23 protein-coding genes are annotated in these 21,262 nt (G+C 73.9%); 12 read left to right on the forward strand and 11 right to left on the reverse strand.

Going from position 1 to position 21,262, the window contains the following annotated elements; genetic code table 11:
• Window positions 1-89 precede the first annotated feature (89 nt).
• Window positions 90-908 carry an SAM-dependent methyltransferase gene (locus ACIBCJ_RS02390; protein WP_362092326.1) on the forward strand — a complete coding sequence of 273 codons (819 nt, stop codon included), beginning with the start codon at window positions 90-92 and terminating at the stop codon, window positions 906-908.
• A 91-nt stretch (window positions 909-999) separates the two neighbouring features.
• Here the strand turns inward: ACIBCJ_RS02390 and ACIBCJ_RS02395 are convergent, their stop codons facing one another.
• Together ACIBCJ_RS02395 and ACIBCJ_RS02400 are read right to left on the reverse strand one after the other, a co-directional pair.
• Window positions 1,000-1,923: a helix-turn-helix transcriptional regulator gene (locus ACIBCJ_RS02395; protein WP_362503585.1), complete on the reverse strand. Its 924-nt coding sequence runs from the start codon at window positions 1,921-1,923 to the stop codon at window positions 1,000-1,002.
• Window positions 1,924-2,115: 192 nt separating this feature from the next.
• A complete protein-coding gene (locus tag ACIBCJ_RS02400; RefSeq protein ID WP_362092332.1) occupies window positions 2,116-2,343 on the reverse strand; it encodes a DUF397 domain-containing protein in 228 nt (75 codons plus the stop codon).
• 307 nt (window positions 2,344-2,650) lie between these two features.
• Between ACIBCJ_RS02400 and ACIBCJ_RS02405 the strand changes: the two genes are divergently transcribed.
• The 4 genes from ACIBCJ_RS02405 to ACIBCJ_RS02420 all read left to right on the forward strand — a co-directional run bounded on the left by ACIBCJ_RS02405 (window position 2,651) and on the right by ACIBCJ_RS02420 (window position 6,062).
• Entirely contained in the window at window positions 2,651-3,103 is a 453-nt protein-coding gene (locus tag ACIBCJ_RS02405; RefSeq protein ID WP_399281634.1) for an ATP-binding protein, read from the forward strand.
• Between the two features lie 28 nt (window positions 3,104-3,131).
• Entirely contained in the window at window positions 3,132-3,680 is a 549-nt protein-coding gene (locus tag ACIBCJ_RS02410) for a hypothetical protein (protein ID WP_362092338.1), read from the forward strand.
• 183 nt (window positions 3,681-3,863) lie between these two features.
• The gene (locus tag ACIBCJ_RS02415; protein WP_362503576.1) at window positions 3,864-5,633 is read left to right on the forward strand and encodes an ABC transporter ATP-binding protein; all 1,770 of its coding nucleotides are present in this window, start codon (window positions 3,864-3,866) and stop codon (window positions 5,631-5,633) included.
• A gap of 165 nt (window positions 5,634-5,798) precedes the next feature.
• Window positions 5,799-6,062, forward strand: coding sequence for a DUF5133 domain-containing protein (locus tag ACIBCJ_RS02420; protein WP_362092344.1), 264 nt, complete (start codon window positions 5,799-5,801; stop codon window positions 6,060-6,062).
• Window positions 6,063-6,131: 69 nt separating this feature from the next.
• On the opposite strand, the gene ACIBCJ_RS02425 is transcribed toward ACIBCJ_RS02420, so the two are convergent.
• A complete protein-coding gene (locus ACIBCJ_RS02425; RefSeq protein WP_362503573.1) occupies window positions 6,132-7,100 on the reverse strand; it encodes a helix-turn-helix domain-containing protein in 969 nt (322 codons plus the stop codon).
• A 196-nt stretch (window positions 7,101-7,296) separates the two neighbouring features.
• On the opposite strand from ACIBCJ_RS02425, the gene ACIBCJ_RS02430 reads away from it, so the two are divergent.
• Both ACIBCJ_RS02430 and ACIBCJ_RS02435 read left to right on the forward strand, forming a co-directional pair.
• Window positions 7,297-7,785: a hypothetical protein gene (locus ACIBCJ_RS02430; RefSeq protein ID WP_365978732.1), complete on the forward strand. Its 489-nt coding sequence runs from the start codon at window positions 7,297-7,299 to the stop codon at window positions 7,783-7,785.
• 108 nt (window positions 7,786-7,893) lie between these two features.
• On the forward strand, window positions 7,894-8,109 hold the full coding sequence (locus ACIBCJ_RS02435) for a hypothetical protein (RefSeq protein WP_133884870.1): 216 nt from the start codon (window positions 7,894-7,896) through the stop codon (window positions 8,107-8,109).
• Window positions 8,110-8,143: 34 nt separating this feature from the next.
• Here ACIBCJ_RS02435 and tgmB read toward each other — a convergent pair whose 3' ends face one another.
• The 3 genes from tgmB to ACIBCJ_RS02450 all read right to left on the reverse strand — a co-directional run bounded on the left by tgmB (window position 8,144) and on the right by ACIBCJ_RS02450 (window position 9,780).
• Window positions 8,144-9,130, reverse strand: coding sequence for an ATP-grasp ribosomal peptide maturase (gene tgmB / locus ACIBCJ_RS02440; protein ID WP_365978731.1), 987 nt, complete (start codon window positions 9,128-9,130; stop codon window positions 8,144-8,146).
• A 16-nt stretch (window positions 9,131-9,146) separates the two neighbouring features.
• On the reverse strand, window positions 9,147-9,338 hold the full coding sequence (gene tgmA / locus ACIBCJ_RS02445) for a putative ATP-grasp-modified RiPP (RefSeq protein WP_133884868.1): 192 nt from the start codon (window positions 9,336-9,338) through the stop codon (window positions 9,147-9,149).
• Between the two features lie 121 nt (window positions 9,339-9,459).
• Window positions 9,460-9,780: a YkvA family protein gene (locus ACIBCJ_RS02450; protein ID WP_362092359.1), complete on the reverse strand. Its 321-nt coding sequence runs from the start codon at window positions 9,778-9,780 to the stop codon at window positions 9,460-9,462.
• 204 nt (window positions 9,781-9,984) lie between these two features.
• Here ACIBCJ_RS02450 and ACIBCJ_RS02455 point away from each other — a divergent pair, with 204 nt between their 5' ends.
• Window positions 9,985-11,430, forward strand: a complete 1,446-nt coding sequence (locus ACIBCJ_RS02455) for a hypothetical protein (protein ID WP_365978730.1) — start codon at window positions 9,985-9,987, stop codon at window positions 11,428-11,430.
• A 302-nt stretch (window positions 11,431-11,732) separates the two neighbouring features.
• Here ACIBCJ_RS02455 and ACIBCJ_RS02460 read toward each other — a convergent pair whose 3' ends face one another.
• The 4 genes from ACIBCJ_RS02460 to ACIBCJ_RS02475 form a co-directional block, all read right to left on the reverse strand.
• Window positions 11,733-13,862 (reverse strand): xanthine dehydrogenase family protein molybdopterin-binding subunit, encoded by a 2,130-nt coding sequence (locus ACIBCJ_RS02460; RefSeq protein WP_365978729.1) that lies wholly within the window; start codon window positions 13,860-13,862, stop codon window positions 11,733-11,735.
• Window positions 13,863-13,891: 29 nt separating this feature from the next.
• Window positions 13,892-14,884 carry a xanthine dehydrogenase family protein subunit M gene (locus ACIBCJ_RS02465; RefSeq protein ID WP_362092367.1) on the reverse strand — a complete coding sequence of 331 codons (993 nt, stop codon included), beginning with the start codon at window positions 14,882-14,884 and terminating at the stop codon, window positions 13,892-13,894.
• Complete coding sequence (locus ACIBCJ_RS02470) at window positions 14,881-15,444, reverse strand: 2Fe-2S iron-sulfur cluster-binding protein (protein ID WP_362092370.1); 564 nt, start codon at window positions 15,442-15,444, stop codon at window positions 14,881-14,883. Before ACIBCJ_RS02470 ends, ACIBCJ_RS02465 begins: the two co-directional genes overlap by 4 nt.
• 410 nt (window positions 15,445-15,854) lie before the next feature.
• Window positions 15,855-17,060, reverse strand: coding sequence for a hypothetical protein (locus ACIBCJ_RS02475; RefSeq protein ID WP_365978728.1), 1,206 nt, complete (start codon window positions 17,058-17,060; stop codon window positions 15,855-15,857).
• Between the two features lie 194 nt (window positions 17,061-17,254).
• On the opposite strand from ACIBCJ_RS02475, the gene ACIBCJ_RS02480 reads away from it, so the two are divergent.
• On the forward strand, window positions 17,255-18,049 hold the full coding sequence (locus ACIBCJ_RS02480; RefSeq protein WP_362092376.1) for an SDR family oxidoreductase: 795 nt from the start codon (window positions 17,255-17,257) through the stop codon (window positions 18,047-18,049).
• A gap of 91 nt (window positions 18,050-18,140) precedes the next feature.
• Here the strand turns inward: ACIBCJ_RS02480 and ACIBCJ_RS02485 are convergent, their stop codons facing one another.
• Window positions 18,141-19,247, reverse strand: coding sequence for a YihY/virulence factor BrkB family protein (locus tag ACIBCJ_RS02485; RefSeq protein WP_365978727.1), 1,107 nt, complete (start codon window positions 19,245-19,247; stop codon window positions 18,141-18,143).
• Window positions 19,248-19,436: 189 nt separating this feature from the next.
• Here ACIBCJ_RS02485 and ACIBCJ_RS02490 point away from each other — a divergent pair, with 189 nt between their 5' ends.
• Genes ACIBCJ_RS02490 through ACIBCJ_RS02500 form a run of 3 tightly spaced genes read left to right on the forward strand, consistent with a single transcriptional unit; the run spans window position 19,437 to window position 21,186 of the window.
• Window positions 19,437-19,844: a hypothetical protein gene (locus ACIBCJ_RS02490; RefSeq protein WP_362092381.1), complete on the forward strand. Its 408-nt coding sequence runs from the start codon at window positions 19,437-19,439 to the stop codon at window positions 19,842-19,844.
• Window positions 19,841-20,626: a hypothetical protein gene (locus tag ACIBCJ_RS02495; RefSeq protein ID WP_365978726.1), complete on the forward strand. Its 786-nt coding sequence runs from the start codon at window positions 19,841-19,843 to the stop codon at window positions 20,624-20,626. The genes ACIBCJ_RS02490 and ACIBCJ_RS02495 overlap by 4 nt, the downstream gene beginning before the upstream one ends.
• Window positions 20,627-20,664: 38 nt before the next feature.
• Window positions 20,665-21,186 (forward strand): roadblock/LC7 domain-containing protein, encoded by a 522-nt coding sequence (locus ACIBCJ_RS02500; protein WP_362092386.1) that lies wholly within the window; start codon window positions 20,665-20,667, stop codon window positions 21,184-21,186.
• Window positions 21,187-21,262 lie beyond the last annotated feature (76 nt).

Genomic DNA, 21,262 nt, shown 5'->3' on the forward strand with positions numbered 1-21,262 from the left:
CGCCCCCTGGTTCGGCTGACCACGCGGTCAGTAGGATGTACTGTCTGTCATGCCAGTCCAGTTGGCACCGGTACGGAGCTGGGGGAACGATGCAAGCCGACAAGCAGCTGTCCACGGAGATCGATGCCAACGTGCCGACAGCGGCACGTATGTACGACTTCTACCTGGGCGGCAAGGACAACTACGCGGCCGACCGGGCGGCCGTCGGTGAACTCGACAAGGTCGTCCCCAGCACCCGCCGGCTGGCCCTGAACAACCGGCGTTTCCTCGCGCGCGTGGTCCGCGTCCTCGCCGAGGACTACGGCATACGCCAGTTCCTGGACCACGGCTCCGGCCTGCCCACCCAGGACAACGTGCACCAGGTCGCCCAGCGCATCGCCCCGGACTCCCGGGTCGTCTACGTCGACAACGATCCGATGGTGCTGGTCCACGGCCGGGCGCTGCTCGACCAGAACGACCAGACGGCGGTCATCCACGCCGACATGCGTTCGACGGAGGAGATCTTCTCCCATCCGGACACCCAGCGTCTGATCGACTTCTCGCAGCCGGTCGCCGTGCTGTTCAACTCGGTCTTCCACTGCATCCCGGACAGCGAGACTGACGGGCCCAAGGCGGTGGTCCGCCGGGTGACCGAGCGGCTCGTGCCCGGCAGCTTCGCAGTGATGTGCCAGCTGGTCAGCGAGGACGCCGAAGTGCGCAAGTTCGTCACGGACTTCATGGACCAGGCGACCCAGGGCCACTGGGGCCGGGTGCGTGAGCCGAAGGACGTCGAAAGCTTCTTCGAGGGCATGGACATCCTGGAGCCCGGGCTCGTGGAGGTCTCCACCTGGCGTCCCGACACCGAGGTGGCGCCGCGTCAGCTCACCGACGAGTGGATCGAGTTCGGCGGCCTGGGCCGCCTGCGCTGAGCGTCGTCGCCGTCCTGGCGCACCGATCACCCGCAGGAGACACGAGGGGGCCATGCGCATCGCGCATGGCCCCCTCGTGTCGTTCTGCCTGCTACGTGGTGGCGGCGTAGCGCGTCGCCATCGTCTCCCGCAGGCGGTCCAGCGACTCGCGCGGGGTCAGCGCCTCGTCGGCCAGCCGGTCCAGCGCCACCCGGTACTCCTCGGTCTCGTCCCGGTCCTCGAGGAAGTTGGCGCTCTTGATGTGCTCCAGGTAGACCACGTCGGGCAGATCGGCGCCGCCGAAGCGGAGATAGGTGACGGGGATCGCGGGCGCCGACGCGTGCGTCACGTCCAGCGGTACGATCTGCAGCGTCACATGGGGCTTCTCCGCCATTTCGACCAGGTGCCCGAGCTGCTCGCGCATGACCTCGCGGCTGCCCAGCACGCGCAGCAGCACGGACTCGTCGATGATCGCCCACAGCTGCGGCGCGTCCCTGCGGTGCAGCAGCTCCGCCCGGCGCTTGCGCAACTCGACCCGGCGCCGGACCTCGGCCGCGGGAGCGTTCGGCAGGCCGCGCTCCACCACGGCCGCCGTGTAGGCCTCGGTCTGGAGCAGACCGGGGACGTACTGGATCTCGAAGGTACGGATGGTCGCCGCGGCCTCCTGGAGGCCGACCAGGCGGTCGAACCACTCGGGCATCAGGCGCTTGTCGTACCGCTGCCACCAGCCCGGTTCACCGGCCCGCTGCAACAGCTTGACCAGGACCGAGGTCTCGTAGGCGTCGGTGCCGTACTGCTCGAGGAGGGCGCGGACGTCGCTCTCCGTGGGAGGCTTGCGGCCCTTGCCCGACTCGATGCGCGAGAGCTTCGCGCCGCTGAACCCCACGGCGCGGGCGGCCTGGTCCTGGGAGAGGCCGGCGTCCTCGCGGAAACCCGCCAGCTGTACGCCGACGAGCATCTTCAGCAGGGTCGGAGCCGGCTCGACCCGGTCCAGATAGGGTTCGAGTCGGGAGATGCGATGCGACGCGGCGGACATCCTGACTCCCAGCAGACCGGCAGACTTGTAGAAAAGACTATCTCATCCCGAACCAGCCCGCCGCATCCGCCTGTAGAAATCGGGTAGTTGGACTCCGCTTCCGTCCGGGCCGCCCGGCTGTCCCGTCGCCCCGTCGTCGCATCGCCCCGTCGCCGCGTCGCCCGTCATCCGCGGCCGTCGCACCGCCCCGCGCTACACCAGGTGGTCGAACTCGCCTTCCTTCGCGCCGGCCAGGAAGGCGGCCACCTCCGCCGGGGTGTAGACGAGTGCGGGGCCGTCGGGATAGCGGGAGTTGCGCATCGCTATGCCCCCGTCCACGAGAGCGACCTCGACGCAGTTGCCCTCGGCGTTGCTGTGCCGACTCTTCTTCCAGCAGGCGTCCAACTGGCTTGCCTGCACTCCGTTGCGCACTGGTGGCACCGCGGTCTCCTTGCCGTTCGGGGGGAGCGGACCGAGTCGTGCCGGTCCCCGAGCGCCCCCATCCGATTTTTTTCGCGCAATTTCCCGTGCAATTGCACGGGAGCGCTCTAAGCGTGGATAATAGCTGCGGCGTCAACCCCCCGGTTGGTGCCTCGTCCTGACGTCGCATCAGGGAGATGCTGTGCCGTCACCTGCGCATCCAACGCTCCGGTCGCCCGGCGAAGTCGTGTCGGAGGCGGGTGCGTCGAGCCGGTCCGCAGGGCTCCCGTACCCGGTGCCAGGGTCCGCCCGCCGGACCGACGGGGTGATGCCCGCTCCGTACGCGAGGGCCCTCGCCCCGGCCGGCCGGGCGGCCACCGCCGCGTTGCGCGTGGCGTGCAGCGGTGAGGGGTTCGCCCGGGCCCGGGCCTTCACGCGGGACACACTGCGCGGGTGGTCGCTCGAGCACTGCGGTGACGACGCGGTCCTCGTGATCACCGAGCTCGTCTCCAACGCCGTGACGCACGCGGTGCCGTCCGCGGCGGCCGGTGCGCCGGAAGTAGGGCTCGGGCTGGTCCTGGACGCGGCCCGGCTGACGCTGACCGTCTCCGACTCCGGGGACAACGCGCCCGTGTTCCATCCGTCCGACGGCTCCGCACTCCAGGAGCACGGACGCGGCCTGTGCATCGTCGACGCGCTCGCGGAGGAGTGGGGCTGGGCCCCGCGTCCCCCGGCGGGCAAGACGGTCTGGGCCACGCTGTCGACCCGTCCCCTCTCCTGACCCGACTGCCGCGGAAGGGCCCCACACCATGCGCAGCGCTCCGACACCCAAGCCGAGCATCCAGCGCACCGACCACCAGACGCAGCCGCCCGGCTCACCCCGCGCCGCGGCCCCGCTGGCGGGCCTCGACGGCGTGCCCTGGAGCGACATCCAGGACTCCACCGGCTCGGCGGCGGCCATTCCCCGCCTGCTGCGCAAGGTCGCCCGGGGTGACGCCGAAACCGCCCGCGCCGCACTCGGGGACCTGCGCAAGCGCATCTGCCAGTACGGCTTCGTCGTCGAGCAGGCGACCGCCGCGACCGTTCCCTTCCTGTGGGAGCTGGCGCAGCGGCCGCAGGTGAGCTGCCGGGCGCAGATCATCCAGCTGCTCAAGAACATCGCCGACGCCCGGCAGTGGGAGACCACCGCCACCGCCTACCCCAAGCTGCTCAACCACCGTGAGAACCCGGTGGTGTGGGAGCGCGCTGCGCGGCAGGCCGTCCGTGCCCGGCGGGACGGACTGGAGCGACTGCTGGCCGAGGACGACACCGAGATCACGCGCGCCACCACCGAACTCGCCCGCACCCTCGGGGACTGAGCCCCCGGGGGGCCGAGACCCGGGCCCGCGGAGGACCGAGCGCCGGGACCCGCGCCCTCCACGGGGGAGGAGGCGCGGGTCCCTTCCAGTACGCGGGACACTGTGGCGCACTTCTGGCCGACGGGGTAGGAAAGCGCGGGAAGCAAGCGCTTGCCCCATTCGGTCACCAGGAGGACCACGCCGATGGCGTCGTCGTTGGAAAAACCGCTCGATCACCGCTACCGGGGCGAACACCCGATACGCACCCTCGTCTACCTGCTCCGCGCGGACCGCCGCCGACTTGCCGGTGCGGTCGCCGTCTTCACCGTCAAGCACAGCCCCGTCTGGCTGCTGCCGCTCATCACCGCCGCCATCATCGACACCGTCGTCCAGCACGGGCCGATCGCGGACCTGTGGACCAGCACCGGGATCATCATGTTCATCCTGGTGGTCAACTACCCGCTGCACCTGCTCTACGTCCGTCTTCTCCACGGCAGCGTGCGCCGCATGGGCACCGCCCTGCGCTCCGCCCTGTGCACGCGGATGCAGCAGCTCTCCATCGGCTACCACTCGCGGGTCAGCGCCGGCGTCCTGCAGGCCAAGGTGGTCCGGGACGTGGAGACGGTGGAACAGATGGTGCAGCAGACCGCCGAGACCGGTCTCGGCGCGTTCACCGTGCTCACCGGCGGACTCGTGATCATCGCCGTGCGCACCCCGGAGTTCCTGCCCGTCTTCCTCGTCGTCGTCCCCGCCGCCTCCTTGCTGGTGGCCCGGCTCCGGGCCCGGCTGCGCACCCACAACGAGCACTTCCGCCACGAGGTCGAGACACTGTCCTCGCGGGTGACGGAGATGACCCGGCTCATCCCGGTCACCCGCGCCCACGGCCTGGAGGGCAAGGCGCTGCGCCGCATGGACGGCACCCTGGACCGGCTGCTCACCTCCGGGATGCGCCTCGACCTGGTCAACGGCCGCTTCGGCTCGCTGTCCTGGGTGGTGCTCAACGTGGTCGGCGTCCTGGTGCTCGCGGGCGCCGCGCTGATCTCGTACTACGACGTCTGGGGGGTCAGCGCCGGCGACGTCGTCATGCTCAGCGCCTTCCTGACCACGCTCACCGGCTCCACGACGACACTGGCGGGCCTGGCACCGGTCATCACCAAGGGCCTGGAGTCGGTCCGTTCGGTCGGCGAGGTGCTCCAGGCCCCGGAACTGGAGGACAACGAGGGCAAGACGGAGCTGACCTCGCTGCGCGGAGCCGTCACCTTCGACGGCGTCGGGCACCTCTACGAGAGCGACGGGCGCCCCGCGGTCAGCGACTTCACCCTCTCCGTCGAACCCGGCGAGACCGTCGCACTGGTGGGCGCCTCCGGCGCCGGCAAGTCCACCGTGCTCAACCTGGTGATCGGCTTCCTGCGGCCGACCTCGGGCCGGCTGCTGCTGGACGGCACCGACATGAGCACCCTCGACCTGCGCACGTACCGGCGCTTCGTCTCGGTGGTGCCGCAGGAGTCGATCCTGTTCGACGGCACGATCCGGGAGAACGTCGCCTACGGCATGGACGACGCCGACGAGGAGACGGTGCGCGCCGCCCTGCGCGACGCCAACGCCCTGGAGTTCGTCGACCGGCTGCCGCGCGGCCTCGACACCCTGGTCGGGGAACACGGTGCTCGGCTGTCCGGCGGGCAGCGCCAACGCCTCGCCATCGCCCGCGCCCTGATCCGGGACCCCCGGGTGCTGATCCTGGACGAGGCCACCTCGGCGCTGGACACCCGCTCGGAGGCGCTCGTCCAGCAGGCGCTGTCCCGGCTGCTGCGCGGACGCACCACGTTCGTCGTGGCGCACCGGCTGTCCACCGTGCGCGGCGCCGACCGGATCGTGGTGATGGGGGAGGGCCGGATCCAGGAAACCGGCACCCACGAGGAACTCCTCGCCCGGGGAGGGGCCTACACGGCCCTGCACAGCGGCCAGGTGGCCTGACCGCTCCGCTGCGGCCGGTCCGTTTCCCCCGAGTCGTCGACCACCCATCGCGACGCTCGGACAGGTATGGGCAGGATCTGGTCAATTACGGGCATGGGGGCGCGTGCTGCGATTGGTTTGACCGGGTTCGGGCATACGCAGCGAAAATCGAGAGAGGGGCGCTTCGTGCTCGAACCGGACCCGAAGGCCGTCAGGAAGTTGCTCACGCGGTACGCGTCGCTGCGCATCGCACAGGCGGAGAGGGAGTCGACGACGACGGCGCGGGAGCTGGCGGACGTCAGTTACACCCTGTGCGTGATGATGGCGACGACCAGCATCCACGACGCGGTGGCGAAGGCGGACACCCTGCTGCTCGCCAAGGGGCGGACGGTACCGGAGGCGCGCACGGTGGATCCCGAAGGGGAGAGCGGCCTGTCACTGGCCGTCTGAACACCGCAGCACCTCGCGGCCCGGGCCGTGGAGCGCCCCGCCGAGCCGGGGCCGCTCCACGGCCCGGGCTCACGGGAGGCGCGACGGCGCGGGGGACTTCGCCCGGAAGGCCGCGCGGTAGCTGTACGGGGTGGTGCCGACCACCCGGCGGAACCGCTCCCGGAAGGCCGTGGGCGAACCGAACCCAGCCTGCCGGGCGATCCTCTCGACCGAATCGTCCCCGTTCTCCAGCAGGTACTGGGCGCGTCGCACCCGGGCCCGCAGCAGCCACTGCAGCGGAGTGGTGCCCGTCTGTTCGCGGAACCGGCGGCTGAAAGTGCGCTCGCTCATCCCCGAGCGGGCCGCCATCGCCCCGAGCGTCAGCTCCCCGGCCAGGTTGTCTTCGATCCACCCGAGCAGCGGCTCCAGGTCCGAGCCCCGCGGCACGGGCGGGTGCTCGTGCACCACGAACTGGGCCTGCCCGCCCTCCCGTTCCAGTGGCATGACACACATCCGGGCGGAGTGCGCGGCCACGGCCGAACCCAGATCCCGGCGGATCATGTGCAGGCACATGTCCAGACCGGCGGCCGCGCCGGCCGAGGTGAGGATCTGCCCGTTGTCCACGTAGAGCACGTCCGGCAACACCTCCACCAGCGGGTACCGGCGGGCCAGTTCCGCGGCGGCGATCCAGTGGGTGGTGGCCCGCAGCCCGTCCAGCACCCCGGCTTCCCCGAGGACGAAGGCACCGACGCACACCGACGCGATCCTGGTCCCGGCGCGGGCCGCCCGGCGCAGCGCGTCGAGGACGCGACCTGAGGGCGGGCCGGACCCCTCCGAGCGGCCCGGCACGATGACGGTGTCCGCCGTCTCCAGCGCCTCCAGACCCCGCTCGATCCGCAGGGCGAGACCCTCGGTGCGCACCTCGGGCGACTCGGCGCACAGCGACACCCGGTAGGGGCGGCGCCCGTCGGGCAGCCGCGTCCAGTCGAACGCCTGCATGGGCGCCGCCATGTCGAAGGGCACCACGTCGTCGAGGACCAGGATCACCACCGAGTGCATGGGCGCCACCCTAGGCGGATTCCCGCCACGCACAGAAGGCCGGGTCAGGGCCGGTCCGGTCGGGCAGACACGGGTGGGAGGAGCTGGCGGGATCCCGTGGGAAACTGTCGTTCCCGCCACTGTGCGGGCCGGCTTCGTCTTTCTACCTTGGTCATCGATCACCGCGCCGTCCGCCTCAGCTCCCGGAGCCCTCCCGATGACCAAGTTGCTGCTGTCCCTCCACGTCCTCGCGGCCGTCATCGCCGTGGGCCCCGTCACCGTCGCGGCCAGCATGTTCCCCGCGGCCGTCCGCCGGGTGCCGGTGGCGGCGGCCGTCGGGGCAGGGCAGGCGGCGGCGGACGCCGGTGACCTGGGCACCGTCCGGCTCCTGCACCGCATCTGCCGGGTCTACGCCGGTCTGGGCATCGCCGTGCCGGTCCTCGGCTTCGCCACCGCCGCCTCGATGGGCGTCCTGGGCGACGCCTGGCTCATCGCGTCCGTCACCCTCACCGCGGCGGCCGCGGGCCTCCTGGCCGCCTTTGTCCTGCCGCGTCAGGAGGAGCTCCTCGGGCAACTGGCCGACCGGCAGCCCGTCGAGCGGGCCGGTACGGCCCGGCTCGCCATGTTCACCGGCGTGTTCAACCTGCTGTGGGCCACGGTGACCGTTCTCATGATCGTGCGGCCCGGCTCCACGACCGGAGGCTGAGCAGCTGTTCACATCCTGGCGGAATGCGCACCGGCGGGTGAACGGGCGCCTAGACTGCTCAGTCGCGCCTCCGTACGGGGGCGGACGACACGAAAGGCACGTTGACGGGTGTTCCAGGATTCCCCCATCTACGACCGACTCGTCGCCGAACGCGGTGACGTCCCCGAGCAGGTGCGGCGGGACGCCGAGCGTGTGAGCAGGGAACTGGAGGTGGTCATGCGGCCGTTGCGCACCCCCGGATACCTGCCGGGTCCCGAACGTCAGCCGTCCCCCGGCGCCGGCTGGCAGCGCACCGCCCTGCTGCCCGGCCCCCGCCCGCACTGACGGGCGGCCCGCGGGCAGGCGTGCCGAGGGACACTCATCCGACCGCCGCCGTGCCCGGACCGCCCGCGCCCACCGGGTCGGGGTCCTCCGGCCGGGCCAGCCACTCGGCGATGGTGCGGGCGATCGGCTGGCCGGTCTCCACCTCGACGAAGCCGAACTGCCCCGACTGGTTGCACTCGAGGAACCACCAGGTGCCGTCGCCGTCCTCGGCGAAGTCGAACGCGCCGTAGGCCAGCCCGGCCTCCCGGAGATAGTCCCGGACGCCCCCGGCGACGCGCGGCGGCACCCGGGCCGGTCGCCACGGCTCGTCCGACGCCGTGAACCGCACGTCCACCTCCGCGGGGTCCAGGCTCGCCGGCGTCGTCTTGCGCGCCGCCAGCAACACGTCGCCGACGACCGTCAGCCGGATGTCGGCACGCTTGGCGACCCTGCGCTGCAGCAGCGTCGGGCCGTGGGCGACGGCCGAGAAGTCGGCCTCGGGCGAAACCCTGCTGGTCGGCACGGCCAGCGGCGGATCCTGCGGATGGGCGCCCGAGACGGGCTTGACCACCAGATCCGGGTAGCGCTCGGCGAACTCGCGGGCCGCCCGCGGGAACGTCGTGATCAGTGTCGCCGGCACGGGCAGCCCGCACCGCTGGGCGAGGCGCAGCTGCCAGGGCTTGTACCTGGCCCGGTGTGCGGCGTCGGGCTGGTTCATCCAGCGCGCCGGTGAGCCGCGGAGCATGCCGTAGAGCGCCTGACCGGCCTCCTCGGTCAGCCACGCGGACGGTTCGGCGGCCCGGGTGGCCGCCCCGCCCGGCCTGCGAACCCAGACGGACCGCAGCCCCCCGATGCTCACCAGCCGGCCCCCCGCGGACAGATGGCCCCGGAAGGAGCCGTGCACGAACTCGCCGGAGAGTGCGACGGAGTCGGTGAGGTCGGCGGGGTCCAGGCGGACCACCGGCACTCCCGACGCGTTCAGGTGCACCACCACCATGTCGGCGGTGACGTCCTCTTCACAGGTCAGGATCAGCACGGTCATCGTCGACGACCCGTGTTCAGTCGTCGAAGTGAGTCTTCGACCCCGCGGTGGAGGTCGTGGTCCCCAGCTCTCTGAGCAGCGCGTGGTCGCAGGCGGCCACCCGCCCGTCGAGGAGCACGTTCAACTGCAGCCCGGAGTCGTAGACGTACTCGGTGGTGGCTTCCAACTCCACAGCCGGCCGTGCGTAGTTGAGCGCGAACGGTTGCATCGTCTCTCCCCTAGTCGGTGCTGCGCCGATCAGGCGACGAAATCTTCTGTGCCGTCACCTGGTCCGCCGACTTCCTTCGGCTTCCAGAGACTTATACGAGTCGAACGGGTGAATGGTTTCCTCACGCTGCGTAGTCGCCGGGCGAATCCGGGGAACGCCGCCGGTCCGGGGCGGCGGGCCGGGCGCCGATCGAGCCGCGCACGGAGCGCAGGGCGAGCAGCAGCACGCCTACGTCGTCCAGGTAGACCGGATCGGGCAACAGGTCCGCCGGGAGGACCAGATAGAGGACGGCACCCCAGAACACCCAGCGCGGACCGGTGGGAAGGCCGGCCCGCCTGAGGTCCCGTCGGGTGCGGACCAGGCGCACCAGCACGGCGACCGCCGCCGCGAGGACGACCGCCGCGAGCAGCACCGCCACGACGATCACTGTGGTCGTATCCACCAGCGCCTCCTCCGGCGCGCGGCACGCGCCTCCCTACCCGGATGCCCGCTCGCGGCGGCGGCAAGGCCGCGGGCCGGACTCTCTCATCCCTGTGGCCCACCGGAGTGGCACGGCGCGACGGACGTGCCTAGTAATGGCAGCACACAAGCGCGAGTCGCATGTCGGGGACGCAGGGCGGCCGCACCCCCACCACACGGAGAGATCATGAACACCGGCTCTTCATCACCTCGCTCGCCCGAGTACGCCATATCCGCTCTGGACCTTCCCACCGGGGAGACGACGACCACCACCGGCACGGTGCGACCGCCGGGCGCGGATCCAGGTGCCCGGACCGCCGCCGACCGTCCCTCGCCCGAGCGGGACAGCGATCTGTGGGACGACCTGGACGACGCCGACCTCCCCGAACCGGAGCCCGACCCCGACTTTCCGGTCCACGATCCCGGCGGCCCCGGCCGCGAAGGCCCCGGCTTCCGGCAGCCCGGCGCCCGTGCGCGCCACGCCGACGCCGACGCCCAGGCCCGCGACGGAGAGGGGCAGACGTACGGCGATCCCGTCGGCGACCTGGTGCGCGCCGCCGTCGCCGACCGGCCGCTCGAGGAGGTCGTCGACCTCATCACGATGCTGGAGCAGTCGCCGCAGTACGCACAGGCCACGGTCGACGCGCTCCGTGCGGTCGGCGTGAACCGGTCCGTCGAGGACGTCACCCGGCTGGTGAGCCTGCTGACCCGGCCGCCGCGCCACTCGGCCAGCGCGGACGAGGCGATCCGGGCCGCGGCGGAGTGCCGCTCCGTGGAGGACGTGACCCGGCTGATGGCGCTGCTGCACCGCACGCCCCTGGAGCCGCACTGCGGTCAGGAGGCCGTCCGCGCCGCCGCCACCGGCCGGCCCGTCGAGGAACTGGTCGAACTCATAGGGCGGCTCGCCGAGGACGGCCACGTTCGAGCGGAGAGCCCCGACGCCCGGCAACTGCGGGCGGCCCAGGACGCGGCCGACGAGGACGGAGAACCGGGGACCACCGCCCGCCCGGCCCGGCGCAGCGGCGCCTTCGGCGGCGCCGACCGCCGCGGCCGCGCCGGCCGTCGGCCGTTCGGCCGGGGACGCGAGCGCGACGGGAGCCGTGACGGGCGGGACCGTGACGCGGCCCGCGCCGCGCGCGAGCGCGACCAGGGCCGTGCGGGCCGTGACCGGGCGGGGCGTGACCGCGACCGCGCGGCGCGCCGCACCGCCCGGGGCCCGGCCTGGCCCGCCCGGCTGGCCGTCGCGGTCCTGGCCGGATGCGGCGTGGCCTTCTTCCCGCTGCACCGCGCCGGCGCCTCCGCGCAGGCCTACGGGGTCGCCGTGGGCCTGTCGGCGGCCTGCCTGCTGCTCGCCCTGCTGCTGACCGTCCGGCCCGCCGTGCCGCTGCTCGCCGTGGCGGTGGTGGGACCGGCGGCGCTCGCCGCGGCCAAGCTCTACGGCAGCGCCACCCCGTCGGTGCAGGTCTCCCCGGTCACCGACCTCACGCTGGCACCCACCTGGATCGCGGTCGCGGTGGCCGTGGCTGCCTCGCTCGTCGCCCTGCTGGCGCTGTGCGTGCGGGTGGCCGCGCCGGCCGCCGCGCGGCGCCGACCGGCCCGCCGCGTGGCCGTGGCGAGCCGTACGGCGCCCTAGGCCGTCCGGATCAGGCCGGCTCCGGGCGACGGTGCCCTGCTGCCGACCCGGCCCTCGGCAAGATCCAGACGACGCCCTCTGGGCCCGCCCACCGAGCGTGGGGGGGGGGGGGGGGGGGGGGGGGGGGGGGGGGGGGGGGGGGGGGGGGGGGGGCGGGGCCGCGGGGGGCGGGGGGCCCCGCCCGCCGCCCCCCGCCCCCCCCCCCCCCCCCCCCCCCCCCCCCCCCCCCCCCCCCCCGCCCCCCCCCCCGGCGCCCCCCCCCCCCCCCCCCCCCCCCCCCCCCCCCCCCCACGCTCGCGTTCTCAGGCCCCCAGCGTGCCCGGGGGGTGTTCGTGTGCGAGCAGGGCGGTGAGCACCCGGTCCGGGGTGAGCGGCAGTTCCCGGAACCGGATGCCGGTGGCGTGGTGGACGGCGTTGCCGACGGCCGCCGCCGAGCCCACGATCCCGATCTCGCCGATCCCCTTGCTGCCCATGGGGTTGAGGTGGGCGTCCTCCTCGTCGACCCAGTACGCCTCCAGGTCGGCGACGTCGGCGTGCGCCGGCACGTGGTAGGAGGCCAGGTCGCGCTCGACGAAGTCGCCGAACACCGGGTCCATCGTGCTGTCCTCGGTCAGTGCCATGCCCAGGCCCATCGTCATGCCTCCGATGAACTGGGACCGGGCCGTACGGGCGTTGAGGATGCGCCCGGCGGCGAAGACCCCGAGGAGCCGGGTCACCCGTACCTCACCGGAGACGGTGTCCACGCTCACTTCGGCGAAGTGGGCACCGAAGGCGTGCCGGGCGTAGGGGCTCTCGGCGTCCACCGTGCCGGAGGTGTCGGCCTCCGCGGCGATCCCCTCGTCGGGCAGGGGGCCCGGGTGCTCCGCCAGCCGCCCGGCCAGCCGGACGCACGCCTCGTGCACGGCCGACCCCCAGGAGGCGGTGCCCGAGGAGCCACCGGCCATCGGGGCGAAGCCGATGCCGCTGTCGGCGACGTCGATCCGCACCCGGTCCAGCGGGGCACCGAGGGCGTCGGCCGCGACCTGCGCGAGGACCGTACGGGCTCCGGTTCCGATGTCGGTGGCGTTGACCCGCACCAGGAAACCGCCGTCGGGCAGCGCCCGGGCCGAGGCGACGCAGGGGGAGACCAGCACCGGGTAGGTGGCCGATGCCACCCCGCTGCCGATCAGCAGGGGGCCGTCCGCGCGGGACCGCGGGCGGGCGTCGCGCCCCTCCCAGCCGAAGCGCCGGGCGCCCTCGCGCAGGCACTCCACCAGGTGCCTGCTGCTGAAGGGCTTCCCGCTGTCGGGCTCGGTCTCCGGTTCGTTGCGGATCCTCAGTTCCACCGGGTCCAGACCGAGTTCGGCGGCCAGTTCGTCCATCGCCGACTCCAGGGCGTACATGCCGGGGCATTCGCCGGGGGCCCGCATCCAGGACGGAGTGGGCACGTCCAGCGCGGCCACGCGGTGCGCCGTACGCAGGGCGGGGGTGCCGTACATGACCCGGGCGGGGACCGCCGCCTGCTCCACGAACTCCTTGACCCGGGAGGTGTACGTCGTCACCTCGTGCACGAGGGAGGTGAGCCGGCCGCCGCTGTCCGCGCCCATCCGCAGCCGGTGCAGGGTGGGCGCCCGGTGCCCGACGACGGCGGGCAGGTAGCGGCGCGGCAGCGCGACGGTCACCTGCCGCCCGGTCTCGCGCGCCGCCATCGCGGCCAGCACCACCTCGGGACGCGGGGTGCCCTTCGAACCGAAGCCGCCGCCCACGTGCTCGGCCCGCACCGTGATCCGGTCCTCGGGCAGTGCGAACAGGCGCGCCAGTTCCTTCTGCACCGCCGTGGTGCCCTGGCTGGAGGAGAGCACGGTCAGCCGGTCGCCGTCCCAGTGCGCCGTACTGGTGTGCGGCTCCATGGGGTGGTTGTGCAGCGGCGGCACCGTGTACGCGACGTCGATCCGGGCCGCGGCCGAGGCGAGGCCGCCGTCCGGGTCCCCGTGCTCGGTGACGGCCGGGAAACCCCCGTTGGCCGACTCGGGGACGTACGCCTCGGGGTGCGAGGCGGTGAGCGTCACGTCGTGCGCCTCGGTCTCGTACGTGATCCGGACGGCGGCGGCGCCGGCACGGGCCGCCTCCAGCGTCTCGGCCACCACCACACCCACGAACCAGCCCCGGTGCGGGACCTGCGGGCCCTGCAACAGGGCCAGGGTCGGGTCGTCGGGATCGCCGAGCCGGGGTGCGTTCTCGTGCGTGAGCACCGCGAACACCCCGGGCAGCGCGAGCGCGGGGGCGGCGTCGACGCCGGTCACCCGCCCGCGTGCGATCGTCGCCGGGACGGGCCAGGCGTGGGCGCGACCCGGCGCGTCGACCTCGGCGGCGTACCGGGCGGTGCCGGTGACCTTCTCCCGCCCCTCCCGGCGCTCGACGGGAGCGCCCAGGACGGCGTCGGTTGCGGTCATGGGGGTCCTCCTCGTGGACGCGGGAGTCGTCAGGTCGTGGCGGGCGGTGCGAGCCGGCCCAGGACGTCCAGGGCCAGCCGGCGGGCCAGCGGCACCTTGTAGGCGTTGTCGCGCAGCGGCTCGGCCGCGGCCAGCTCCAGGTCGACGGCGTGCTCGAACGCCGCCGTGGTGGGCGCCGCCCCCACCAGCGCGTCCTCCGCCCGCCGGGCGCGCCAGGGCCGGTGCGCCAGCGCCCCGAAGGCGATCCCGGCCCGCTCCACCACTCCGTCCGCCACGTGCAGCACGACGGCGACGGAGGCCAGCGCGAAGGCGTACGACGCCCGGTCGCGGGCCTTGCGGTAGGCGGAGGGGAGCCCGGCGGTGGCCCCGGGCAGGACCACGCCGGTGATCAGCTCGCCCGGGTGGATCTCCGTGTCCCGTTCCGGGTGCATACCGGGGAGCCGGTGGAAGTCGGCGGCCGGCACGCTCCGGGTGCCCTCGGGGCCGTGCAGCTCCACGCGCGCGTCGAGGGCGGCCAGCGCGACCGCCATGTCGGACGGGTGGGTGGCGATGCACCGGTCGGAGTGGCCCAGCACGGCGTGGTCGCGGTGCACGCCCTCCAGCGCGCCGCAACCGGTGCCGGGCTCCCGCTTGTTGCAGGGCTTGGACACGTCCTGGAAGTACGGGCAGCGGGTGCGCTGGAGCAGATTGCCGCCGGTGGTGGCGGCGTTGCGCAACTGCCCGGAGGCCCCGGCCAGCAACGCCTGGGACAGCGCGGGGTAGCGGTCGCGCACGGCGGGGTGGGCCGCGAGGTCGCTGTTGCGGACCATCGCGCCGGCCCGCAGTCCGCCGTCGGGCAGTTCCTCCACGGTGTCCAGCGGCAGGCGGGTCACGTCGACGAGTGCGGCCGGCGTCTCCACGCCCAGCTTCATCAGGTCGACGAGGTTGGTGCCGCCGCCGAGGTAGCGGGCGCCGGGGTGGGCCGCGAAGGCGTCGGTGGCCTCCTCGACGCTGCCGGCGCGTACGTAGGCGAAGGGCTTCACGGGATCACGTCCTCGACCGCGTCGGCGATCCGCGGATAGGCGCCGCACCGGCACAGATTGCCGCTCAGCCGCTCCCGGATCTCCTCCCGGTCCAGCGCGACCGGCTCCCCGGAGGGCGCCGCCGGGTCGGTGACGTGGGACGGGTGTCCGGCCGCGGCCTCGGCGAGCGCGCCGACCGCGGAGCAGATCTGGCCCGGCGTGCAGTACCCGCACTGGAAGGCGTCGCGGTCCAGGAAGGCGCGCTGCAACGGGTGCAGTTCCTCGCCGTCCCCGGCGAGACCCTCCACGGTGGTGACGTCGCAGCCGTCCAGGGCGACCGCGAACAGCAGGCAGCTGTTGACCCGCCGCCCGTCGACCAGCACCGTGCAGGCGCCGCACTGACCGTGGTCGCAGCCCTTCTTGGCGCCCGCGAGACCGAGGTCCTCGCGCAGCAGGTCCAGCAGGACACGACGGTGGTCGACGGCGAGCGTGTGCGGTTTGCCGTTGACGCGGAGCGTGGTCTCCGAACGGGAGGACTCCGGTGGGCGGGAAGCGGGGGCGCTCTCGTGCTGGCTGTCCATGGCGTCGCTGACCTTCCGGGACGGGCCGAGTCGTGCCGTCCGCGTATCCACCTCACGCCGGATGACACGTGAGGCTGCCCTCAGCACGGGGTGGCCCCGGCCCCGTCACCCCGGATCCGGGCTACGGGGTTGCGCGCGGGTCCGGACCCCGCGTCCGGTCTGCGGGTTGTGCGCGGGTCGGCCGGCGCGGCGGCGCGGGCGAGCGGGTCGGCCGGTCCGCGTCCCGGGTCGCGATTCACCCTGCCGCCGGTCCACCGCCGGTCCACCGCTGGGAGGAACGGTCCGTCGGTGCTCCGGTCGCGCAGCGGCCGGGGGAGGTCGCCGGCCGGAGCGCCGGGCACTTCGGGGTGCCGGGTCCCGTACCGCGCCGCCGGGCTCGCGGCCGGGCGTGCACCGGCACCCCGCGGCCCTCAGTCGCCGGGGCGCGGGGCGGGGTCCGTGGTGTCCTGGCCGGTGGAGTCGTTCGCGGGTGTGTCCGGGCGGGGCGGCCTGGCGGGGTTGCGGAACCGGTCCAGTGTGCGGGTCAGGCTCCGCAGGGGGGACGGCGCCGGGGTCCGGGGCGGCGGGGGGCCGGCCGGTGCCGCTGCGGCGGACTCCCGGTACACGGCGAGGGCCTCGGCCGCCCGTTCCGCCGCCTCCCGGTACAGGTCGCGGGACTGGGTCATGGCTTCGAGGGCCTCGGCGTACATGGCCACCAGCCTGCGCTCGCGCTCCAGCTCCTCCTCCAGCGTCAGCAGCCGCCAGTCCTCCCGGAGCGACCCGAGGGCCGCCACCGCGTCGTCGGGCAGCGGCCTGGGCAGCGCGGCGAAGGACGTCACCGCCGCGATCAGCGCGGTGGGCTCGGAGCCGTCCAGGAACACGGTGCGCACGGAGAAGTCACCGGCCGCGTAGTCGGCCGGGGCCGGTGAGCCGGGCAGCACCACGGCGCCGCCGCGCGGCACCTGGACGCCGAAGTCCTCCAGGGCCCAGTTCACCGTCCGCAGCTGCTGCGGCGCGGCGCGGTGCTCGACCACCCGGTGCCGCAGGCCGGGCGGCAGCCGCCGCGCCAGGGGTACCCGGCCGCGGTGGTCCGGAGTCATCGCCTCGTGCACCACGACGTGGATGTTCCACGGACTGCGCCCGGCGTCCTTGAGCAGCCGCCGTACGGCCTTGTCGTCGTCCGGCAGTGTGTTGAGGCCCCGCAGCCGAAGGCCGGTGGCGACGTCCCGGTCCCAGGTGACGTCCGGATCGTCCGGCCAGAACATCGTGGCGGGGGAGGGCCAGCCCAGGTCCCAGGCCTCCTCGGCCTCCGCGAGCAGCGTCCACTCCTGCCCGCCCGCCGAGGCGGGCTCCAGGACCAGCCTCGCCCGCACGGTCACGTCCCCCGCTTCCCCGGGAACCTTCCAGCGCGCCTCGAAGGTCCGGCCGGCGGCGGTGCCGGCGGTGCCGGCGGTGCCGGTGGCCTCGGCGGGCGCCGGGTCGTCGGGCGGGTCCAGGAAGTCGTCCAGGACGTGGTCGTCCTTGAGCCGCTGCAGCCTCTTTCGGACGGCGTCCTCGGCGGCGGAGCCGACGTGGCGGCCGCGAGCGGCCCACAGCGTGGGCGGATGCGTGGGGCGGGCGGTGGCAGAGGTCGGCATGAGTCCATCGGGCAGCAGGGGCACGGACGTAGGCAAGTATTGTCGCCGCAGGTCAGCCGAGAGCACCGGGGGTCCGCCGACCGGGCGTGGCGCGGTGCGGCGTGCGGTGCGGGCGGCCGGGTCACGGGTGCGTCGTGAGCGAGGGTGGGCAGGAGCAACCCGACCGACCGTACGGCACGACAAGGAGCGAGACGATGAACCTGGACCTCGGCGGACGCACCGCACTGGTGACGGGCTCCTCGCAGGGCATCGGGGCGGCGATCGCCGCCGGGCTGGCCCGCGCCGGGGCCACCGTGGGCGTCAACGGGCGCGACGCCGGCCGCCTGGAGGAGAGCGTCCGCAAGCTGCGGGCCGACGTACCCGGCGGCACGTTCGTGCCGGTCGCGGCCGACCTCGGCACCGAGGAGGGCGCCGAGCAGGCCCTGGCGGCGCTGCCCGACGTGGACATCCTCGTGAACAACCTCGGCGTCTTCGGCGCCGCTCCCGCGCTGGAGATCAGCGACGACGAGTGGCGCCGGTACTTCGAGATCAACGTCCTCGCGGGCGTCAGGCTGACGCGCGCCCACCTCCCCCGGATGAGGGACCGCGGCTGGGGGCGGGTGCTGTACATCGCGAGCGACTCGGCCGTCGTCGTCCCGGCCGAGATGATCCACTACGGCGTCTCGAAGACGGCACTGCTCGCGGTCGGCCGGGGCTTCGCCAAGGAGGCGGCGGGCAGCGGCGTCACGGTGAACTGCGTCGTCGCGGGCCCCACCCACACGGAGGGCGTCGAGGACTTCGTGTACCAGCTGGTCGACCGCGACCTGCCCTGGGACGAGGCCCAGCGCGTCTTCATGCGCGAACACCGCCCGCAGTCCCTGCTCCAGAGGCTGATCGAGCCCGAGGAGATCGCCAACCTGGTGGTGTACCTCAGCTCCCCGCTCGCCTCCGCCACCACCGGCGCGGCCGTCCGCGTGGACGGCGGCTACGTCGACTCGATCCTGCCGTAGGGGGTGTCGTCCGGGTCTCGCCGACGGCCGCGACAGGGCGCCGTCGGCGAGACGCGACCTGATCCGAACGACGCCCCCTGGCCGCCCACCGTCAGCCGGCTCCGTCGTTCCCGGCTCCGTCCCCGCCCGCGCGCCGCCGGTCCGCGTCGTCCCAGGCCCTGGTGTCACGCGGTTCCACGTACGGCTCCTCCTCGGGCGGGTGGCCGCCGTCGATGACCCGCTGGCGGGCCAGCTCCGCGTCGAACTCCAGGCCGAGCAGGATCGCCAGGTTCGTCACCCACAGCCACACCAGGAAGATGATGACGCCGGCCAGGGTGCCGTACGTCTTGTTGTACGAGCCGAAGTTGGCGACGTAGAAGGCGAACCCGCCGGAGGCGAGCAGCCAGATCAGCAGCGCGACCAGACTTCCCGGGGAGATCCACTTGAAGCCCTTGACCCGGGCGTTGGGCGCGGCCCAGTACAGGATCGCGATCATGAAGGTGACGAGCAGGACCAGCACCGGCCACTTGGCGATCGACCACACCGTCAGCGCGGTGTCGCCGATCCCGAGGGCGGTGCCCGCCTGCCGGGCCAGGCTTCCCGTGAAGACCACGATGAGCGCGCTGACCACCGCGAGCACCAGCAGGACCACCGTCAGGATCACCCTCAGCGGCAGCACCTTCCACACCGGCCGCCCCTCGGGCACGTCGTAGACCGCGTTGGCGGCGCGGATGAACGCACCCACGTAGCCGGACGCCGACCAGACGGCACCGACCAGACCGACCACCGCCAGCACGGAGCCCAGACCCGCCTTGGCCTGAAGCTGCTCCACGGCGCTCGTGAGGACGTCCCGCGCGGAACCGGGCGCGAGCTTCTTCACGTTGTCCAGGACCTCCTGGGTGGCGGACTCCCCGGCGATGCCGAGCAGCGAGACCAGCACCAACAGGGCCGGGAACAGCGCCAGGATCCCGTAGTAGGTCAGGGCGGCGGCGCGGTCGGTCAGCTCGTCGTCCTGGAACTCGGCGACGACGCGCCGCACCAGCGCCCACCACGAGCGTTTGGGCAGTTCGGTGGGGGAGTCCGGGGCGGCGTCCTCGGTGGCGGCGTCCGGACCGTAGTCCTCGGGACCGTCGTTCTCCTGAGAGGGCCGGCCGTCCGGTCCGTCCGCAGGGACGTCTTTCGCGTGCTTCCCGCCGAAGGGGAGATGCAGTCGGGGCATGCCCCCCGGGTTGCCCGTCCCGGCGTCGGCACGCGCGCCCGTCCGCTCCCGGCACGGGCCGAACCCCGAAGTATCCCGCGGCGCGCGCACGTTCCTCTGGAAAATGCCAAAGCGCTCACCGGATGCGCGCACTTTCCGTAGTGTCGTCGTCACGTTCGCGGTACAGCCGTGCAGGGGAGGGGATCCGGCGTGCCCGGAATCGACGAGAGTCTGCTGGAAGCCATGCGACTGCCGGGCGCCCGCGGCGCGGCGCTGGTCGACTGGATCAGCGGGCTCGCGCTCGGCGCCGTCGGCGAGGCGCCGGGCGGCGACTGGGAGGCGACGGCCGCGGAGACGGCCGAGCTGGGCCGGCACGTCGCGGAGAGCGGCTCCCTGGCGGCGGGCGGTCCGGGGAGCGACGACGCCGGTACCGGCAAGGAACCCCCGGTGGAGGACCTGATCGCCACCACCGGCGACGCGTACCACCTGCTCAGGTTCGTCAGCACCCCGTTCGACAGCACCGTCTTCCTCCACCTGTGGCTCGGCCGTGACGACGGGAACCTCGCCCTGGCCCGCATCCGGCTGGCCGAGATGGCGGACCGGCTGGTGCTCGGATGACCCGGGTGACGACCACCTGGACCGCGCACGACACGACGTCGGACGCCCTGGGCGCCCTCGCGGCCGAAGGAGCGACCGGCGCCCTGTCGGGCGAGCGGGGCATCGTCTACCTCTCGGCGGGCCGGGTCGTGCACGTGGAATCGGCCTGCACCCCCGACCTCGGCGCCCTGCTCACCCGCAGCGGCGCGGTGCCGGCCGACGGCTGGTGGGACGCGGTCGACCGGGGCGGGACACAGCACCGGGTCGGCCACCGGCTCGTGGACAGCGGCAGGCTCGCCGCGGGCGCGCTGGAGGTCTGTCACCTGGGCGCGCTGTTCGACGCCGCCTACTTCGTCCTGGCCCACGACACGCGCGCGCAGCGTTTCCGGCCCGGCGCGGTGCACTGGCTCGGCGCCGTCCGCTCCGTGCCGGTCGAGGTCGTCGTGCGCGAGTCCGGACGCCGGCGCGCGCTGCTGGACCGGATATGGCCGGACCCCGCCATCGACACCGTCCCCCTGACCCGGGTGCCGGGCGCCGACGCCGCCGACCTGCCCGCGCGCCGGGGCCGCACCCTGACCCAGGTCGACGGCGTCCGTACCGCCGCACAGATCGCGTCGGCGCTCGCCTGTCGCACCTACCACACCCTCGTCGAACTGCGCCGCCTGGCCGCCGACGGCCTCGTCCGCGCCGCGCCGCCCGCGGTCCCGTCCGTCCCGGCCGACGCCGGGCCGCGGCCGGTGGTGTGGGACGACCCGGACACGGCCCTGCTGCGACGGCTCCGAGACGCCCTGGAGGCCCTGTGATCCGCGCGCGCCGCAGGCGCGACGAAAGGAGACTGCTCATGGCCGTCGAGAGCGACGTCCTGGACGAACTGCACCGGCTGCGCAACCGCGTGCCCCAGCTGACGGGATCGCTCGCGGCCACCGTGGACGGGCTCGTCCTCGCCCACGACGCGCCGGGCACCGAACCCGAAGGCCTCGCCGCGCTCACCGCGGCCGCCCTGGGGGTCGCGCACCGCATGGCGGACGCCACCGCGCGCGGCGGGTTCCGCGAACTGCTGCTGCGCGGGGCGGACGGCTACGTCGCCACCTACGCCGCCGGTCCCGCCGCCGTGCTCACCCTGCTCGCCGACGGGCGGGTCAACGTGGGACGGCTGCACCTGGAGGGCCGGCGCAGCGGCGCCCGGATCGGGGAGCTGGTCGCCGCCCGCATCGGGCCGGAACGCCGCGCCCCGGCAGCCGAGCACGCGGCGACGCTTCCCGCGGACGCCGGCCGGCCCATCGGCACCCTGCCGGTGCGCACGCCGCAGCGGCCCGCACACCAGCCCACCCCCCGGACCGGCGGCCATCACCGGTCCACCTGACACCGGTCGACCTGACACGGGTCCACCCGAAATCACCGATCGCGCACCGATCGCGCACCGATCACGTCCGGAAGGA

This window comes from Streptomyces sp. NPDC051136, assembly GCF_044455745.1.
Taxonomy (GTDB): domain Bacteria; phylum Actinomycetota; class Actinomycetes; order Streptomycetales; family Streptomycetaceae; genus Streptomyces.

Coding starts and splice junctions, on each gene's coding strand:
- ACIBCJ_RS02480 (WP_362092376.1), top strand. CDS start 17,255: ATGAACCTGGACCTCGGCGGACGCACCGCACTGGTGACGGGCTCCTCG.
- ACIBCJ_RS02395 (WP_362503585.1), bottom strand. CDS start 1,923: ATGTCCGCCGCGTCGCATCGCATCTCCCGACTCGAACCCTATCTGGAC.
- ACIBCJ_RS02410 (WP_362092338.1), top strand. CDS start 3,132: ATGCGCAGCGCTCCGACACCCAAGCCGAGCATCCAGCGCACCGACCAC.
- ACIBCJ_RS02415 (WP_362503576.1), top strand. CDS start 3,864: ATGGCGTCGTCGTTGGAAAAACCGCTCGATCACCGCTACCGGGGCGAA.
- ACIBCJ_RS02390 (WP_362092326.1), top strand. CDS start 90: ATGCAAGCCGACAAGCAGCTGTCCACGGAGATCGATGCCAACGTGCCG.
- ACIBCJ_RS02470 (WP_362092370.1), bottom strand. CDS start 15,444: ATGGACAGCCAGCACGAGAGCGCCCCCGCTTCCCGCCCACCGGAGTCC.
- ACIBCJ_RS02485 (WP_365978727.1), bottom strand. CDS start 19,247: ATGCCCCGACTGCATCTCCCCTTCGGCGGGAAGCACGCGAAAGACGTC.
- tgmB (WP_365978731.1), bottom strand. CDS start 9,130: ATGACCGTGCTGATCCTGACCTGTGAAGAGGACGTCACCGCCGACATG.
- ACIBCJ_RS02460 (WP_365978729.1), bottom strand. CDS start 13,862: ATGACCGCAACCGACGCCGTCCTGGGCGCTCCCGTCGAGCGCCGGGAG.
- ACIBCJ_RS02430 (WP_365978732.1), top strand. CDS start 7,297: ATGACCAAGTTGCTGCTGTCCCTCCACGTCCTCGCGGCCGTCATCGCC.
- ACIBCJ_RS02475 (WP_365978728.1), bottom strand. CDS start 17,060: ATGCCGACCTCTGCCACCGCCCGCCCCACGCATCCGCCCACGCTGTGG.
- ACIBCJ_RS02455 (WP_365978730.1), top strand. CDS start 9,985: ATGAACACCGGCTCTTCATCACCTCGCTCGCCCGAGTACGCCATATCC.
- ACIBCJ_RS02425 (WP_362503573.1), bottom strand. CDS start 7,100: ATGCACTCGGTGGTGATCCTGGTCCTCGACGACGTGGTGCCCTTCGAC.
- ACIBCJ_RS02495 (WP_365978726.1), top strand. CDS start 19,841: ATGACCCGGGTGACGACCACCTGGACCGCGCACGACACGACGTCGGAC.
- ACIBCJ_RS02405 (WP_399281634.1), top strand. CDS start 2,651: ATGCCCGCTCCGTACGCGAGGGCCCTCGCCCCGGCCGGCCGGGCGGCC.
- ACIBCJ_RS02500 (WP_362092386.1), top strand. CDS start 20,665: ATGGCCGTCGAGAGCGACGTCCTGGACGAACTGCACCGGCTGCGCAAC.
- tgmA (WP_133884868.1), bottom strand. CDS start 9,338: ATGCAACCGTTCGCGCTCAACTACGCACGGCCGGCTGTGGAGTTGGAA.